A 16,879-nucleotide genomic window follows, 5' to 3' on the forward strand; every position below is an offset into this window, starting at 1 on the left:
GGTCACTCTTTAATTTTAATGGCTAATAACTGATGCTAAAAAAGCTGGGCTTTGATTGATCACTGGCTGGCTTAACGTAGGTTATCTAGCTCTTTTTGCAGTAGCTTGATGTTGTTCTCATGGCTATCTACATCGTCTTGCAAGCTTTTCATTTTTTCTTGGAATTTAGGCACGTTGCGCATCGTGGCGCCATTGGCCGTTTTATATATCTCTGGTTTCGCTTCACCTTCAGCGTAGGCTTTTTTGGCTTCTTCTAAAGCGGTTTTTTCAGAGGCAAGCTCATTTTGTAAAATCTCTTGGCGTTTACCATCGCGTTGATTCTGCGTTTGTTTATCCACTTTAGGAAAGCCTTCAGGCGTTGCTGTGCGCTTGTTGCTAGAGTTAGAGCCACCCGTACTTTTTGGACGGTCATTTACAATCGTATTTGCATCAGGGTCAAACTCTAAGCGCGTTGCTCCTTTTGTTTTGATATTGGAGTAAGTAATGCGCCCGTCTGCATCTACGCGCTTGTAAATTTCAGCGATTGCGCTACTAGAAAACGCGATAACAATGAGTGTGGCTATAGACAGAGTTTTTTTCATAGTAATAGTTTAGTAGAGTTAGCCAAGTTAGGCAATGTGCTTAGAAAACGCATGGCTGTGGCTAAAGGTTGACCTGATTTATAAATGAAAAAAGGGGCGAAAATCGCCCCTTTTTATTGCTGATATTTCAGCTACTAATTAAAAGTTAACTTAGCAAGAGTAGTACAAACCAAACTCAACTGGGTGTGGTGTCATACGTACTTTATTCACTTCTTCCATTTTCAAACCAATGTAAGCGTCAATCCAGTCGTTAGTGAATACGCCACCTTTAGTTAAGAACTCGCGGTCTTTATCTAATTCAGAAAGCGCTTCTTCTAGTGATGCACATACTGTTGGGATTTGTGCATCTTCTTCTGGAGGAAGATGGTACAAGTCTTTAGTTGCTGGCTCACCTGGGTGAATCTTGTTTTGAACGCCATCTAAACCAGCCATTAGCAATGCAGAGAATGCCAAGTATGGGTTAGCGATTGGATCTGGGAAGCGCGCTTCAACACGACGACCTTTGTCTGAATGCACAAAAGGAATACGGATAGAAGCTGAACGGTTTTTAGCTGAGTAAGCTAATTTAACTGGCGCTTCGTAGTGTGGCACTAAGCGTTTGTAAGAGTTAGTACCTGGGTTGGTAATCGCATTTAATGCTTTAGCGTGCTTGATGATACCGCCGATGTAGTACAAAGCAAACTCACTCAAACCAGCGTAGCCATTACCTGCGAACAAGTTTTTGCCATCTTTCCAAACTGATTGGTGAACGTGCATACCTGAACCATTATCGCCTGCAAATGGTTTAGGCATGAATGTAGCTGTTTTGCCGTAAGCGTGCGCTGTGTTCAAAATCACGTATTTTTGAATTTGAGTCCAGTCAGCACGTTGCGTTAAAGTGCTGAATTTAGTGCCAATTTCACATTGGCCAGCCGTTGCAACTTCGTGGTGATGCACTTCAACAGGCACGCCCATTGCTTCTAGAGTCATACACATTGCTGAGCGGATGTCATGCAATGAATCGACTGGAGGCACTGGGAAATAACCGCCTTTAACACCTGGACGGTGGCCAGTGTTGCCGCCTTCAAATTTCTCGCCAGATGCCCAAGCGCCTTCTTCTGAGTTGATGCGCACTGAACTACCGTTCATTGCTACATCCCATTGAATGCTATCAAAAATGAAGAATTCTGGTTCTGGGCCGAAGTAAGCTGTATCACCTAAACCTGTTGATTTTAAGTAGGCTTCAGCACGTTTAGCCAAGCTACGTGGGTCACGTTCGTAACCTTTACCGTCAGTTGGATCAACCACATCACAAGTTAAAATAAGTGTTGGCTCGTCCATGAATGGATCGATATTTGCTGTTGATGCATCTGGCATCAATTGCATGTCTGATGCTTGAATACCTTTCCAACCTGCGATTGAAGAACCGTCAAAAGCGTGGCCTTCTGTAAATTTTGATTCATCAAAATGTGAAACAGGCACTGTTACATGTTGTTCTTTACCGCGAGTATCTGTAAAACGAAAATCAACAAATTTAATGTCGTTTTCTTTTACCATTTTCATTACATTAGCCACTGACATCAGAATCTCCTATTGGTGGTGTGGGGATTAAACTTACACTTAATACTTACTAAACAAAAAAATAAAAAACAAAATAATTCAACTCGGTAGATTAGCAGGAAACGTGCCATGCTGAAAAGACCAAACAACGGCTTTTTTAAAGAAGTGTTAAAATCCAATCTAAAACAAAGCACCAAATATGTGCGGCTTGTATAATTAATGCACTTTTAAGGTGCGATTTACTTGCTGTGTTGGTGCGTGAATATTTTCACGATTTTACAGATATACTTTAGGGAAATTGTCGCTAAAAATTTTGAATGCAACATTGTTGAAATTTGATAGAGCACATGAATTGAAGCATAGAACAGCAAAACTATTTAATAAGGTGATTCACATGAGTAATTTAGATGCAATTTTACAATTAGCGCAAAAACGCGCTATTGATAGCAGCTTTCCCTATGCTGGTGCATTGACGCCACGTGAGACATTTGAGCTATTACAAAAAAATCCTGAAGTTATGTTGGTCGATGTGCGCACGCAAGCAGAGTTAGAGTTGGTTGGTCGGGTGCCAAATGCAATGAGTATAGAGTGGGCGACTTATCCAGGGATGGTGAAAAACCAAGATTTCGCCCAACAACTTGCCGATAATGTAGATATAAAACTTACCGTGATATTTATGTGCCGCACAGGTGGTCGCTCTCATAATGCGGCAGTAGTTGCCGAGCAGCTTGGTTTTGATAAAGCTTACAATATGCTAGAGGGCTTTGAGGGCGAAGCAAACGAGCTTAAACAACGTACGCTAATAAACGGCTGGAAACACGCTGGTTTGCCTTGGACTAATTAAATAATGACTGATAAGTATGCCAAGCCTTTTAATGGTTTAGACCGCTATGCGGTCGTGGGCAACCCAATTGCACACAGCAAGTCACCGCTGATACATGAGGCTTTTGCTAAACAAACCAATCAGGATATTAGCTATGAGCGGATATTAGCGCCTTTGGATGGTTTTGAAGCAACCGTTAGAGGGTTAATCGCCAAAGGTTATAAGGGGGCAAATGTCACGGTGCCTTTTAAGTTTGAGGCGTATAAAATTTGTGATAGTTTGACTACTCGAGTAGTGAGTTCTGGCTCTGGCGCAGTCAATACTTTGATTAATATCGACGGGAAAATACTTGGTGATAATACCGATGGAGTAGGTTTGCGTAGTGATATTGAACAAAATCTTAAATTCCCTATTGCAGATAAAAACATATTGATTCTAGGTGCTGGTGGCGCAGCCCATGGTGTTTTAAACTCGTTAGTAGGTGCTAAAAGTATCACTATTGCGAATCGTACATCAGAAAAGGCACTTCAGTTGGTGATGAGTATTTCTGATATAAATGATGTGCGTGCGAAAATGTTTGATGAGTTGGATGTTCCATATGACTTAATTATTAATGCTACCTCAACAGGTTTAACCGATACCGCCCTACCTATCTCAAATATTATTTTTGCTCAAGGCTGTTTAGCTTATGACATGATGTATGGTCGTGAAACGCCTTTTATGAGGCAGGCGCGTGAAAATGGCGCACAAGTGGCGGATGGTCTTGGGATGCTAGTAGAGCAAGCCGCCGAGGCGTTTTACATCTGGCGTGGGGTTAGACCAGAAACGCAAAGTGTGATTCAGCAAATTAGAAGTTTGGCTTAGCTAATTTTAAGTTTAGAAAAAATATAAATAATGAAAAATTGGATATTAAATAACAAGCCCGATGCTGAGCCATTAGGTTTTGGTGGTTATGTGACTCGGGGCTTAGTATTATTTTTTGTAATACTTTTTTTGTATCAAGTTTGGATTTTTTTGCACATTTGTTGGTGGATAAAATTCAATCCATCGTCTAGCGCATTTATGGTTGATCGCTTAGAAATCATTCAAGAACAAAAGCCCGATGCGGAGTTGAAATATCAGTGGGTGGATTATTCTAAAATTTCAAACAATCTCAAACGTGCCGTTATTGCCAGTGAGGATGCCAAGTTTGTAGACCATGAAGGTTTTGATTGGGAGGGAATAGAGAAAGCTTACGCAAAGAACCTTAAAAAAGGCAAAATTGTTGCAGGTGGCTCAACCATCAGCCAGCAGCTGGCTAAGAATTTATTTTTATCTACCAAGCGCACGCCTTGGCGCAAAGGGGAGGAGGCGCTTATTACCGTGATGCTAGAAAACGTATTGAGCAAACGTCGTATTTTAGAGATTTATTTGAATGTCATTGAGTGGGGTAATGGCGTGTTTGGTGCAGAGGCTGCTTCGCGGCATTATTACAAAACCAGCGCGGCCAAATTAAGTAGTGCGCAAGCCGCAAAATTAGCCGCCATGATTCCTAATCCACGCTTTTATGATGCGCATAAATCAACCTCATACCTAAACCGTAGAACAGCTACTATACAAGCTAGAATGCGCTTTGCAGAAGTGCCGTAATGTTTACTCAGTTAAGTTTGCAACAACTTTTCTGACGATAGGCGCAACCAGCAATACGGCTGGAAACGCCACTGGCCAAGCGTGAATAAATGCGCTCATCCAATGAGAAAAAAACTGCGCAGTAATGCCCGCAAATAACGCTGTTAATACGCCAGACATAATAAAAGCCATGAGCAAAGACATGACAAAAGCAAATAGGATGCTGGCGTATTTTTTTGGTATTTTCATACAAGTTCAAAAATATTAGGGTTTATCAAATTAAAGCATCGCTTTAAGATACTTAGCCGTATAGCTTTCAGTGCTTAACGCCACTTGTTCTGGCGTGCCTTGGGCAATAATTGTACCGCCGCCATCACCACCTTCAGGGCCCATATCGACAATCCAATCCGCAGTTTTAATTACGTCTAGATTGTGTTCAATAATGACGATGGTGTTGCCAGCGTCACGTAGGCGATGAATGACATCTAGCAGCAATTGAATATCTGCAAAATGTAAACCAGTCGTAGGTTCATCCAGAATATAGAGCGTGCGACCTGTGTCACGTTTGCTGAGTTCTAGCGCTAGTTTAACGCGTTGCGCTTCACCACCCGACAACGTGGTAGCGCTTTGTCCAAGCGTGATATAGCCTAAGCCTACGTCTAACAGTGTTTTCAATTTTCGTGAAATTACTGGCTGCGCACTAAAGAAGCTGTGCGCTTGTTCAACGGTCATTTCTAATACTTCGCGGATGTTTTTGCCTTTGAACTGAATCTCTAAAGTTTCGCGGTTGTAGCGATGACCTTTACAGACATCGCAAGGCACGTAAACATCTGGTAAAAAGTGCATTTCTACGCGCAATACGCCGTCACCTTGGCAAGCTTCGCAGCGTCCACCTTTAACGTTGAATGAATATCGACCTGGCCCGTAACCGCGAACACGGCTTTCTGGCACGCCTGCAAATAAATCGCGAATTGGCGTGAATAATCCTGTGTAAGTCGCAGGGTTAGAGCGTGGTGTGCGGCCAATTGGACTTTGGTCTACATCGACCACTTTATCGAAAAATGCCAAGCCATCAATTTCGTTATATGGCGCTGGCTCTGTGCTGCTGCCGTATAAATGCTGTGAAACTACGCGGTATAAGGTGTCGTTAATCAATGTAGATTTACCGCTACCAGAAACACCAGTAATACAGCTTAGTAAGCCCACAGGTAGCTTTAAGGTGACATCTTTTAGATTATTGCCTGTCGCATTGCTTAGTTTCAACCAGCGCGCTGGATCTGGCGGAGTACGTTTTTTGTTATAAATTATTTGCTTTTTGCCGCTTAAATACTGCCCTGTGAGTGAGTCCGGATTAGCTAACACTTCAGCGGGAGTACCTTCAGCCACAATTCTGCCACCATGTTCACCTGCGCCTGGTCCAATATCCACCACGTAATCGGCCGTTAAAATTGCATCATGGTCATGTTCCACCACAATCACGCTGTTGCCAATATCGCGTAGGCGTTTTAGCGTTTCTAATAATCTATCATTGTCGCGCTGATGCAAGCCGATTGAAGGTTCATCCAATACGTACATCACGCCTGTTAAGCCGCTGCCGATTTGTGAAGCTAAACGAATACGTTGCGCCTCGCCGCCAGATAGCGTTTCAGCTGAGCGTGAAAGTGATAAATACTCCAAACCAACGTTAGTTAAAAACTTCAGGCGATTGCTAATTTCTTTTACTATTTTGTCGGCAATTGCAAGTTTAGAACCAGTCAATTCAAGCGTATCAAAGAAAGTAAGCGCTAACTTAAGGGGTACTTCGCACACTTCATGAATGTTTTTATTACCCACTTTTACATGACGTGCCTCTTTGCGTAAACGTGTGCCAGAACATTCAGGGCAGCTTTGTGAGTTTAAGTATTTTGCGAGTTCTTCGCGCACGGTTTGCGAGTCAGTCTCGTGATAACGGCGCTGCAAATTATTTAAAATACCTTCAAATGCATGGGTTTTTTCAAAGAAAACACCACGTTCATTCAGGTATTTAAATGGCATCACATCTTTGCCGCTGCCGTTGAGTAATACTTTTTGTATATATTCTGGCAGTTTTTCAAACGCGGTATCAAGGTTGAAGTTGTAATGTGTGGCGATGCTGGCTAGCATTTGAAAGTAAAACTGATTGCGCTTATCCCAGCCTTTAATCGCACCCGCAGCGAGTGATAAATGTGGAAATGCTACCACGCGTTTTGGATCGAAAAAGTTGATATTGCCCAAACCATCACACTTTGGACAAGCACCCATTGGGTTGTTGAAAGAGAATAGACGCGGTTCTAATTCAGCAAGTGAGTAGTCACACACAGGGCATGAAAACTTGGCTGAGAATAAGTGCTCTTTGTCAGTATCCATTTCAACGGCAATGGCTTTACCCTCTGCTAAACGCAACGCGGTTTCAAATGACTCAGCAATACGCTGCTTCATGTCTTGTTTAACTTTAATACGATCTATCACAACTTCAACTGTGTGTTTTGTGGTTTTTGTCAGTTGCGGCAAAGCATCCACTTCATAGATTTTGCCATCTACACGCAAGCGCACAAAACCTTGCGCTTTAAGCTCTTCAAATAAGTCGAGTTGCTCGCCTTTGCGGTTGCTCACTACGGGCGCCAAAATCATCAGCTTAGTGTCTTCTGGCAGCGCTAATACGCTATCTACCATTTGGCTAACGGTTTGCGCTTCTAGCTTGATGCCATGCTCAGGGCACTCTGGGTCACCTGCGCGCGCGTAAAGCAAACGCAGGTAATCGTGAATTTCTGTCACAGTACCCACAGTCGAACGCGGATTGTGTGAGGTGGATTTTTGCTCAATAGAAATCGCAGGGGATAAACCTTCAATCAAATCCACATCAGGTTTATCCATACGCGCTAAAAATTGACGTGCGTAAGCAGACAGTGACTCGACATAACGGCGCTGACCTTCTGCATACAACGTATCAAAAGCAAGGGAAGACTTACCCGAGCCTGATAAACCCGTAATCACGACCAGCTGATTGCGCGGAATATCCAAGGAAATGTTTTTAAGATTGTGCGTTCGCGCACCGCGTATTTTGATGAATTCCATAATGCTTTTACGAAAATTAGGGCAACCTGCTAATATACATACTTTTACGCATTTAGCTACATTTTTAGGCCTTTAGTTTTTTTATGTCTACACCCAAGAATCATTCAAGCAATCAAACGCAAGACCTTTTTGCAGGCATTGCAGTAGATGCGGTTAAGTCAGCTGATGTTAGTTCAGAGGCTTTCTCATCAAACCTTAACGTATCAAATACAGTGAATTCAATCGATTTGCCTGCAGATAAAATGACGCCTTTAGAAGTGCGTGCCACTGTAAGCTTGGCGGCAATCTACGGTTTGCGTATGTTTGGCATGTTCTCAATTTTGCCGATTTTTGCAATTTACGCTTCAAATAATTTTCTACCTCAACCTAATGCCTTGCAAATTGGCTTGGCGCTTGGCGCTTATGGTTTAACGCAAGCCTTATTCCAATTGCCGTTTGGCATGGCTTCAGATAAATTTGGTCGCAAGCCCATGATTTACTTAGGTCTAGCCATTTTTGCCATTGGTAGTATGGTTGCAGCATTGGCGATGAATATTGAAGGTGTGATTTTGGGTCGCGCCATACAAGGCGCAGGCGCTGTTTCAGCCGCAGTAACCGCTTTATTAGCTGATTTAACGCGAGATGAAAACCGCACCAAAGCCATGGCAACCATAGGTGGCACCATTGGTATGGCTTTTGCTGTTTCATTGGTGATAGGCCCATTGCTTAATCAATGGATAGGCGTACCAGGCATATTCGCAATGACGGCGATTTTAAGTTTAGCAGCCATTGCGGTCATGAAGTTTGTGGTGCCTGAACCTTTGCATAGTCACTACCATTCAGATGCCAGTGCGGCGCCAGCCAAACTTAAAGACGTTCTGAAAAACAAACAATTACTACGTTTAAATTACGGCATTTTTGCGCTACACGCCGCACAAATGGCGATGTTTGTCGTGGTGCCGTTTGCCCTTGTGAAAGCTAGCCACATGCATGAAAACCAGCATTGGATGATTTATTTGCCTGTGTTAATTGCGTCATTCGTATTTATGGTGCCAGCCATTATTTATGCGGAAAAGAAAGCCAAAATGAAGCAGGTTTTCGTCGGCGCAATTGCTACCATGTTCATTGCGCAATTAATGTTCTCCGCTTCCATTCAGCTTTTTTGGGGCATAGTGCTTTCGCTTACACTGTACTTTATTGCATTTAACGTACTTGAAGCTTCATTGCCATCAATCATTAGCAAAATTGCACCCGCTGCAGCAAAAGGAACGGCGATAGGCGTTTATAATACTTCGCAGTCATTAGGTGTCTTTGTCGGCGGTGCATTAGGTGGTTATTTGTCGCATAAAGTAGGTTTTGCCAGTGTGTTTATTTTCTGTAGCGTGATGATGCTTTTGTGGCTAATATTGGCATATTCAATGCAAGCGCCGCCTGCAGTAAAAACTAAAATGTACAGCTTAGATGAAGATGCGCCTGAATTAACAACAGACGTGGCTGAGCTGTTAAAAGACAAGCTAATGGCGCTGACAGGGGTGATAGAAGCCGTCGTATTGCCGCAAGAACGTACAGTCATATTAAAAATAGATAAATCGCAACATGGGGATGAAACCCAATTGCAAACACAAGTACATCAATTGTTGAAGGGATAAAAAATGGCATCAGTCAATAAAGTCATCTTAGTGGGTAATTTAGGCCGTGATCCTGAAGTAAGATTCATGCCAAATGGCGAAGCTGTTTGTAACTTCAGCATTGCGACTACCGATAGCTGGAAAGATAAATCTGGCGCAAAGCAAGAGCGCACTGAATGGCACAATATTGTGATGTATCGCAAACTTGCTGAAATTGCAGGTGAATACCTTAAAAAAGGTCGCCCAGTCTACGTTGAAGGCCGCTTGCAAACACGTAAATGGCAAACTAAAGAAGGCCAAGATCGCTATACAACAGAGATCATCGCAGACCAAATGCAAATGTTAGGCGGCCGTGACGGTGCTGGCTCAAATGCTAGCTACGACGGCGGTATGGACCAAAGTAGCGGCAGCAGCGATTACGATCAAGCGCCATCAAACGCTAATCAATCATCAGCAAAGCAACCGCCAGCGCAATCAACCGCAAAAGCAGCGACTAGCGGTTCAGGCTTTGATGATTTTGAAGATGACATTCCGTTTTAGTCAGAACTAGTTTTAAATTGTAATAAAAAGCCAGCTCATAGCTGGCTTTTTGTTTAAATTGTATTTGTATTAAATTTGGCTGTTGGGATTAGCTAAGTCGTAAAATTAAGTGGTCAAATAAGGTATAATTCGCGGTTATCTAACTGTTTAATGAGGTATTTATGCCTATTTACGATTACCAATGTACAAGTTGCGGCCATAAGGCTGAAGTCATGCGCAAAATTAGCGCGGCTAGCACCGAGGCCTGCCCATCCTGTGGCGCTGAAACTTTTAGTAAGCAACTATCTGCACCTAGCTTTCAATTAAGCGGTAGTGGTTGGTATGCGACTGATTTTAAAAATGGTGGTAAGTCTGTACCCGCTGAAAAAAGCGAGACTTCGACTGAAAAAAAGTCTGAAGTAGCAGCTGCACCAGCTGCTTGTGCTACAGGCTGTGCTTGCCACTAAACCTAATTGATTACTTGATTCACTGAGCGCATGAAAAAATATTTTATTACTGGTTTGCTAGTCTTAGTACCACTGTTTATTACAGTATGGGTGCTGTCTAGTGTTATCGGCATTATGGATCAAAGTTTGTTCCTGTTACCGATGAGCTGGCGTCCAAAGGCATTATTAGGCCATGAGATAGTTGGTATCGGCGCAGTGCTTACCGTGGTGATTATTCTTTTCACTGGTGTGGTAGCGACCAACTTTTTTGGTAAACAGTTGATTAATCTGTGGGAAGCGATGCTGTCTCGCGTGCCCTTTGTAAAATCAATCTATGCCAGCGTGAAGCAAGTATCTGATACGCTGTTTTCAGATTCTGGTAATGCATTTCGCCGTGCGGTGTTAGTGCAGTTTCCACGACAAGGTAGTTGGACAATTGCCTTTATCACAGGTCAACCTGGTGGCGATATTGTGAATCATTTGCAAGGCGATTTTGTCAGCGTTTACGTTCCTACAACGCCCAACCCAACAGGCGGATATTTTTTAATGATGCCGCGTGCAGATGTCGTTGAGCTTGATATGAGCGTGGATGAAGCACTGAAATACATTATTAGCATGGGTGTAGTTGCGCCACCTAAAAAGCTTAAAACAAAATAAGCTTAAAGCTAAAGAAACTTAAAGCTAAAGAAACTTAAAGTAGTAAAACCATTTAATTAACCGACTATTTAACAAGAACTTAACATTATGCGTACACATTACTGCGGACATTTAAACCGCGAACACATTGGCCAAACAGTTACTTTATGTGGTTGGGCACACCGTCGCCGCGACCACGGAGGCGTGATTTTTATTGACTTGCGTGACCGTGAAGGTTTGGCGCAAATTGTGATCAACCCAGATGCAAAAGCAGCCTTTGCTATTGCTGAAAGTGTGCGTAGTGAATATGTACTTAAAGTGACTTGTGTGGTTAATGCGCGTCCAGAAGGCGCAACTAATGCTAACTTGGCCACTGGTGAAGTTGAAATGATTGCCACTGAGATTGAAATTCTAAATGCTTCACTCACGCCACCGTTCCAGTTAGATGATGAAAACTTAACTGAAACCGTGCGTTTAGAGCACCGTTACATTGATTTACGTCGCCCAGCGATGCAAAAAAACATGATGTTGCGCTATCGCGTTTCTAAAACTTTACGTGATTATTTAGATACCAACGGCTTCATTGAAGTTGAAACGCCGATGCTCACACGCTCAACCCCAGAAGGTGCGCGTGATTACTTGGTGCCAAGTCGCGTACATGCTGGTCAGTTCTTTGCATTGCCGCAATCGCCACAATTGTTTAAACAATTATTAATGGTGTCAGGTTTCGACCGTTATTTCCAAATCACCAAATGTTTCCGCGATGAAGATTTACGCGCAGACCGTCAGCCAGAGTTCACGCAAGTGGATATCGAAACATCGTTCATGACTGAAAATCAAATCATGGACATTGTGGAAGAGATGATTCGTCAAATGCTGAAATCTGTGCAAAATGTAGATTTGCCAGCCGCGTTCCCACGCATGTCATTCCATGAGGCAATGACCCGTTACGGTTCAGATAAACCAGATATGCGCGTAACGTTAGAAATTACGGAGCTTTCAGATGTGATGAAAGACGTAGATTTCAAAGTGTTTGCAGGCGCAGCCAATATGGCAGGCGGCCGTGTAGCGGCATTGCGCGTGCCAGGTGGCGCGGCAATTGCTCGTAGCGAAATTGATGCTTACACCGAGTTTGTTAAAATCTACGGTGCAAAAGGTTTAGCGTACATCAAGATTAACGATATAACAAAATTGAACGAAGAGGGTCTACAAAGCCCAATCGTTAAAAACATTCATGTGACAGCACTTCAAGCAATTATCGACCGCACAGGCGCACAAAATGGCGACATCGTGTTCTTTGGCGCAGATAAATCAAAAGTGGTAAACGAAGCACTAGGCGCATTACGCCTTAAAGTTGGTCACGATAAAGGCCATGTCGATGGTCGCGCATGGGCGCCATTATGGGTGGTTGACTTCCCAATGTTTGAACATGATGAAGAAAATGATCGTTGGGCTGCATTGCACCATCCGTTCACTGCACCAAAAGACGGTCACGAAGACTTGCTCGTGACTAACCCAGGCGCTGCGCTTTCAAAAGCATACGACATGGTACTAAACGGCTGGGAAGTAGGCGGTGGTTCAGTGCGTATCCATAAACAAGACGTGCAATCTAAAGTATTCGACGCACTAAAAATCAGCAAAGAAGAAGCCCAAGAGAAATTCGGCTTTTTGTTAGATGCCTTGCAATACGGCGCACCTCCACACGGCGGCCTAGCCTTCGGTTTAGACCGTTTGGTGACTTTAATGACTGGCGCAGAGTCTATCCGTGATGTGATTGCCTTCCCTAAAACACAACGTGCACAGTGCTTGATGACAAATGCGCCGAATGAGGTAGATGAGAAGCAACTTCGTGAGCTGCATATTCGAGTTCGTTCACAAACTCCAGCGGCTTAAAGGTGTTAAAAGTTTTATGGAGTTGCACTTAAGTCCAAATTTTAAGCACGACAAATTAGATTCTCCAAATTTTCAGGATTTAGTTGATGTATTCGAGGACACATGGGAGCACTGCATTTTTGCACCAGTTCAATTGATGTTAAAGACACCTCATGGCGATATAGCTGCAATGATGATTTTGTCTACATACTTTGAAGTAATACAAATTTGTAGTACTGGTCAGGATAGTATAGGTAAATCACAAGCTTTTTTTGTAAATGGATTTTGCCGAGTTTTTAAATCTGACTCTCATGGACTTGAGGAGGCTGCAAAGGCCATATATAAATATATTCGTTGTGGATTAACACATGAAGGTATGTTGAGTCACAAAGTTAACTATAGTAGATTAGGTGCAAAGCCATTTTTTCTTACATATCCAAAGAAAGATGGCAATTTAGACTTGAATGCGGGAGTTACTTCTATTGTAATTAACCCCCAAACTTTTTATATAGCTATAAAAAATCATTTTGATGGTTATGTATCAGTGCTTCGAGCCGAAAGAGATAAAGAAATAATGGATGCTTTTGAGGTTACTTTTAAGCGATTGTGGGGACTAGGAACTGGTGAAAATATTGTAGGAATGACGGAGCATGAATTTTTAGCCAAGTAGGGTGGGGTTAAAGCCACACCCTACAATTTTAACTCATGCCTATCAAATCCCTCATCCGCACCGTTCCGCATTATCCCAAGCAGGGCATTCAATTTCGCGACATTACCACTTTGTTGAAAGACCCAATTGGCTTTCGCATGGTGGTTGATGCGCTTGCTCATCATTATGCCAATCAAAAAATAGATAAAATCGCGGGGATTGAGGCGCGTGGTTTTATTATCGGTGCCGCGCTGGCATATAAGCTGGGTGTGGGTTTTGTACCTATTCGTAAATCTGGCAAGTTGCCTGCTGATACTATTGGTCATGATTACGCCTTAGAGTATGGCGCTGACCGCGTAGAAATTCATACCGATGCAATTGCTCATGGAGAGCAGGTGTTGTTAGTGGATGATTTAATTGCGACGGGCGGCACAGCAGAAGCCGCGGTGGCGCTGATTCAGAAGCTGGGCGGCTTTGTCATGGGTTGTGCGTTCGTGATTGATCTGCCAGATTTGGGCGGCGCTAAACGTTTAGTTGAAAATGGGCTCAAACCTTTTTCATTATGTGAATTTGAAGGTGACTAAATGTTTTACGGGTTTAGTCTGCACTCTTGCACTAAGAGCTAATTTCACACAAACTACCAACATATACTTAAATCTAGATTGCTAAAAAAATTATGCCAGTCACAGAAATCAACCACATTAACCTCCGCGCGAATCGTGACATGATGCATGTGTTACGCGATTTTTATTGTGATATTGTTGGTTTAAAGGTTGGTCCGCGTACGGCAACTACCAGCTATGGTTTTTGGTTGTATATTGGCAACAATGATGTGCTACATATTGCTGAATACAATAAAGGCGTTGGCGCGCCTGATTTGCATGTGAATGGCACTTATGATCATGTTTCGTTTACCTGCACCGATATGCCCGCTACCGAGGCGCACTTAACAGCGCATCAAGTAGCCTATACCACTCGAGTGTTAATGAATGGCGTGCGGCAAGTTAACTTTAAAGACCCTGCAGGCAATGGCATTGAACTTAATTTTGAAGAGTTTCGTAATGTATAGTGGCTGATAAGCAACTTTGTATTGTGTGACTCGCATCACATACAAGCGCTTGAATAAAACTAAAATGTTATTCTGTAGTCTTAATAAGAGTTGGTTGTATTGGCAAGCAGCGAACTTTTAGCATAAATTTAGCACAATAAAATCGTGAGTGTGGAAAATGATAAACGTAAAAAAAACATTATGGGGCGTGCTAGCTAGCGTCACTTTACTGCTGACTAGCGCCTCTGCTTTTGCCGAGCCTGATCCTAAATTATGGCCTGTGATGAAAGAAGCCTTTTTTGCAAAGCGTGATATGCAAGAGGTGAATTTTATCAAAATAGAGGCGCCGCGTCGTGCTGAAAGTGGTGCGCAAGTGCCTGTGACTTATAGCGTGGATAACGCTGCAGCCAATGGTGTGAAAATCACTAAACTGTATGCATTTGTCGATGCTAATCCGATTCCATTGACGGCAACTTATCATTTAACGGATGCGCTTGGCAACTTTCAGTTAGCCACACGCATCCGCTTTGAAACCGATGCATTTGTACGTTTAGTAGGTGAAGATGCTAATGGTAAGTTATACCTCGCCTCTCGTGAGATTCGCGCGGCTGGCGGTTGCGGCGGCACGGTTGAAGGTGATGAAGCGGCGATTCGTGCTAGTGCAGGAAAAATCAAATTTAAAGTCGATGAGCCCGCAACTATTGGCGGCGTCACCTCTACTACTTTTAATATCAAACACCCTATGCGTACAGGCTTACAGCGCGAGCTGGTTTCTCAAGGGTTTGTACCAGCATTTTATATTAAAAAAACTGAGTTCTCCTATAACGGAAAACCAATGTTAACCATAGATGTGGGCGTAGGTACGGCAGAAGACCCATATTTCAAATTCAACTTTGTGCCAGATGTAGCTGGTAAATTAGAAGTGACGGCTACTGATAATGAAGGTAAGAGTTTTGTACAGCAAGCGGAAGTGAAAGGTTAACTTAACTCAGTGCTTAAAAAGGCTTCCAATTGGAAGCCTTTTTTATTGGGTTTAGTATTTTCTGTAATGCTAAAATAGTACGCAATTAACTCTGGAGGCAATAATGAAAAGCTATCGTAAAGAACTATGGTTTAACCCGCCAACTCGTGTGGCATTTATTCGTATTACCGAGCAAGTAAATGAGTGCTTGCGTGAGAGTGGTGTGAAAGAGGGCTTGGTGCTGATTAATGCCATGCATATTACTGCCAGTGTTTTTATTAACGATGATGAGCGCGGATTGCACCATGATTATACGCAATGGCTAGAAAAACTTGCCCCGCATGAGCCTGTGAGCAGTTATCGTCATAATGATACTGGTGAAGATAATGCTGATGCACACATGAAGCGTCAATTGATGGGACGTGAAGTGGTGGTGGCGATTACTGAGGGACGTTTGGATTTTGGGCCATGGGAGCAGATTTTTTACGGTGAGTTTGATGGCCGTAGAAAGAAGCGTGTTTTAGTCAAAATTATTGGTGAGTAGCTGATTGCATTTCAGTACTTTGAGACCAAATAAAAAAGAGGCCTATGCCTCTTTTTTTATTGCTTAGTTTAAGTCGCTAGAAATATATAGTTGACATTTTAAATGAGAATGATTATCATTAAATACAAATTAACGATACGGAAAGTTAATCATGAAAAAACAGCTAATCATTAGCCAAGCAAAGTTGGCTGGCAATCAAGAGTGCAAAGTGCTTTATAACAAAGCAAAGGACATGATTGAGTTAGAGGTTGGCGGCACTTCATTAAGATTTGAAGCACGAAACTTTTTTATGATGAACGAGATGCTGCGTAAAGCGGCAGCGAAGCTGGTCATGCAAACTGAATTACATCATGCGTAAGCTAGCATCATGGTAACTGCTTATTTATTAGGATGAAATAATGAGAACTAAGAGTCAACACTCAAGAATGCTTTTATCTAAAAATGAAGGTGGTGCGATTACATTTTGTGAAGGCTGTGATGTGCTGGAGCTGGAAATTGGCGCAGTCAGTCTCAGAATAGATTCATCCTCATTGGAGCTCATAAATAAATTAATGAGTGAAGCTACAACAAGCATGAAAACATATACGCAAGAAAAAGCTAGGTTTACGCAGGCGATGGAACAAAACTTTGGCTTGCATTAATCGTTAAGTTATCAGTAAACATAGGATTGCATTTACAAATGATAATTGTTATCATTTGTGTTTGTATTTAAGTGCTACTCACGAACAATTTAAATAATGAAGAATGAAATGCTTAGCCAATTTGAGATTGATCACCTAAATAAAGAAACGCCCCAAAATGTTGCCAGCAATCGAGTGGTCACGAGTGAGGTGTTATTTTCTGGCGCTCGTGAATTGGTCATTAAGCATGCGGGTGAAGACTATCGTTTGCGATTGACTAATCAAGGCAAGCTAATTTTAACTAAGTAGTTAGAGTGTGTTGCAATAGGAAAT

General features: G+C 42.6%; 20 protein-coding genes. 16 read left to right on the top strand and 4 right to left on the bottom strand.

The window, feature by feature from the left end; genetic code table 11:
- Positions 1-71 precede the first annotated feature (71 nt).
- Together PSU78_RS00295 and glnA are read right to left on the bottom strand one after the other, a co-directional pair.
- Positions 72-581, bottom strand: a complete 510-nt coding sequence (locus PSU78_RS00295; protein WP_300382571.1) for a DUF4124 domain-containing protein — start codon at positions 579-581, stop codon at positions 72-74.
- A 150-nt stretch (positions 582-731) separates the two neighbouring features.
- Positions 732-2,141, bottom strand: a complete 1,410-nt coding sequence (glnA, locus tag PSU78_RS00300) for a type I glutamate--ammonia ligase (protein ID WP_013149217.1) — start codon at positions 2,139-2,141, stop codon at positions 732-734.
- 373 nt (positions 2,142-2,514) lie between these two features.
- Here glnA and PSU78_RS00305 point away from each other — a divergent pair, with 373 nt between their 5' ends.
- The 3 genes from PSU78_RS00305 to mtgA are packed head-to-tail and all read left to right on the top strand — an operon-like array spanning position 2,515 to position 4,572.
- Positions 2,515-2,964 carry a rhodanese-like domain-containing protein gene (locus tag PSU78_RS00305; RefSeq protein ID WP_300382575.1) on the top strand — a complete coding sequence of 150 codons (450 nt, stop codon included), beginning with the start codon at positions 2,515-2,517 and terminating at the stop codon, positions 2,962-2,964.
- Positions 2,965-2,967: 3 nt separating this feature from the next.
- A complete protein-coding gene (aroE, locus tag PSU78_RS00310) occupies positions 2,968-3,807 on the top strand; it encodes a shikimate dehydrogenase (protein WP_300382577.1) in 840 nt (279 codons plus the stop codon).
- A 30-nt stretch (positions 3,808-3,837) separates the two neighbouring features.
- On the top strand, positions 3,838-4,572 hold the full coding sequence (mtgA, locus tag PSU78_RS00315) for a monofunctional biosynthetic peptidoglycan transglycosylase (protein WP_300382579.1): 735 nt from the start codon (positions 3,838-3,840) through the stop codon (positions 4,570-4,572).
- Between the two features lie 3 nt (positions 4,573-4,575).
- Here the strand turns inward: mtgA and PSU78_RS00320 are convergent, their stop codons facing one another.
- Entirely contained in the window at positions 4,576-4,800 is a 225-nt protein-coding gene (locus PSU78_RS00320) for a DUF2798 domain-containing protein (RefSeq protein ID WP_300382581.1), read from the bottom strand.
- A gap of 30 nt (positions 4,801-4,830) precedes the next feature.
- Entirely contained in the window at positions 4,831-7,644 is a 2,814-nt protein-coding gene (uvrA, locus tag PSU78_RS00325; RefSeq protein ID WP_300382583.1) for an excinuclease ABC subunit UvrA, read from the bottom strand.
- 242 nt (positions 7,645-7,886) lie between these two features.
- On the opposite strand from uvrA, the gene PSU78_RS00330 reads away from it, so the two are divergent.
- From PSU78_RS00330 to hemP, 13 genes are all read left to right on the top strand, one after another.
- The gene (locus PSU78_RS00330; RefSeq protein WP_300382697.1) at positions 7,887-9,272 is read left to right on the top strand and encodes an MFS transporter; all 1,386 of its coding nucleotides are present in this window, start codon (positions 7,887-7,889) and stop codon (positions 9,270-9,272) included.
- Positions 9,273-9,275: 3 nt separating this feature from the next.
- Positions 9,276-9,791, top strand: coding sequence for a single-stranded DNA-binding protein (gene ssb, locus PSU78_RS00335; protein WP_300382585.1), 516 nt, complete (start codon positions 9,276-9,278; stop codon positions 9,789-9,791).
- 161 nt (positions 9,792-9,952) lie between these two features.
- A complete protein-coding gene (locus tag PSU78_RS00340) occupies positions 9,953-10,237 on the top strand; it encodes a zinc ribbon domain-containing protein (RefSeq protein ID WP_300382587.1) in 285 nt (94 codons plus the stop codon).
- A gap of 30 nt (positions 10,238-10,267) precedes the next feature.
- On the top strand, positions 10,268-10,873 hold the full coding sequence (locus tag PSU78_RS00345; protein ID WP_300382589.1) for a DUF502 domain-containing protein: 606 nt from the start codon (positions 10,268-10,270) through the stop codon (positions 10,871-10,873).
- Between the two features lie 87 nt (positions 10,874-10,960).
- Positions 10,961-12,745, top strand: coding sequence for an aspartate--tRNA ligase (gene aspS, locus PSU78_RS00350; RefSeq protein WP_300382591.1), 1,785 nt, complete (start codon positions 10,961-10,963; stop codon positions 12,743-12,745).
- A gap of 16 nt (positions 12,746-12,761) precedes the next feature.
- Complete coding sequence (locus tag PSU78_RS00355) at positions 12,762-13,394, top strand: hypothetical protein (RefSeq protein ID WP_300382593.1); 633 nt, start codon at positions 12,762-12,764, stop codon at positions 13,392-13,394.
- Positions 13,395-13,429: 35 nt separating this feature from the next.
- Positions 13,430-13,957, top strand: a complete 528-nt coding sequence (locus PSU78_RS00360) for an adenine phosphoribosyltransferase (RefSeq protein ID WP_300382595.1) — start codon at positions 13,430-13,432, stop codon at positions 13,955-13,957.
- A gap of 92 nt (positions 13,958-14,049) precedes the next feature.
- Positions 14,050-14,442, top strand: coding sequence for a VOC family protein (locus PSU78_RS00365; protein WP_300382597.1), 393 nt, complete (start codon positions 14,050-14,052; stop codon positions 14,440-14,442).
- 157 nt (positions 14,443-14,599) lie between these two features.
- Complete coding sequence (locus tag PSU78_RS00370; RefSeq protein WP_300382598.1) at positions 14,600-15,403, top strand: quinoprotein dehydrogenase-associated SoxYZ-like carrier; 804 nt, start codon at positions 14,600-14,602, stop codon at positions 15,401-15,403.
- A gap of 103 nt (positions 15,404-15,506) precedes the next feature.
- Complete coding sequence (locus PSU78_RS00375) at positions 15,507-15,926, top strand: secondary thiamine-phosphate synthase enzyme YjbQ (protein WP_013149202.1); 420 nt, start codon at positions 15,507-15,509, stop codon at positions 15,924-15,926.
- A 151-nt stretch (positions 15,927-16,077) separates the two neighbouring features.
- A complete protein-coding gene (locus PSU78_RS00380; protein WP_300382601.1) occupies positions 16,078-16,284 on the top strand; it encodes a hypothetical protein in 207 nt (68 codons plus the stop codon).
- A gap of 40 nt (positions 16,285-16,324) precedes the next feature.
- Entirely contained in the window at positions 16,325-16,567 is a 243-nt protein-coding gene (locus PSU78_RS00385) for a hypothetical protein (protein WP_300382603.1), read from the top strand.
- Positions 16,568-16,675: 108 nt separating this feature from the next.
- A complete protein-coding gene (hemP, locus tag PSU78_RS00390; protein WP_300382605.1) occupies positions 16,676-16,855 on the top strand; it encodes a hemin uptake protein HemP in 180 nt (59 codons plus the stop codon).
- Positions 16,856-16,879 lie beyond the last annotated feature (24 nt).

Origin of the sequence: Methylotenera sp. (genome assembly GCF_029945705.1) — a bacterium.
Lineage (GTDB): Bacteria > Pseudomonadota > Gammaproteobacteria > Burkholderiales > Methylophilaceae > Methylotenera.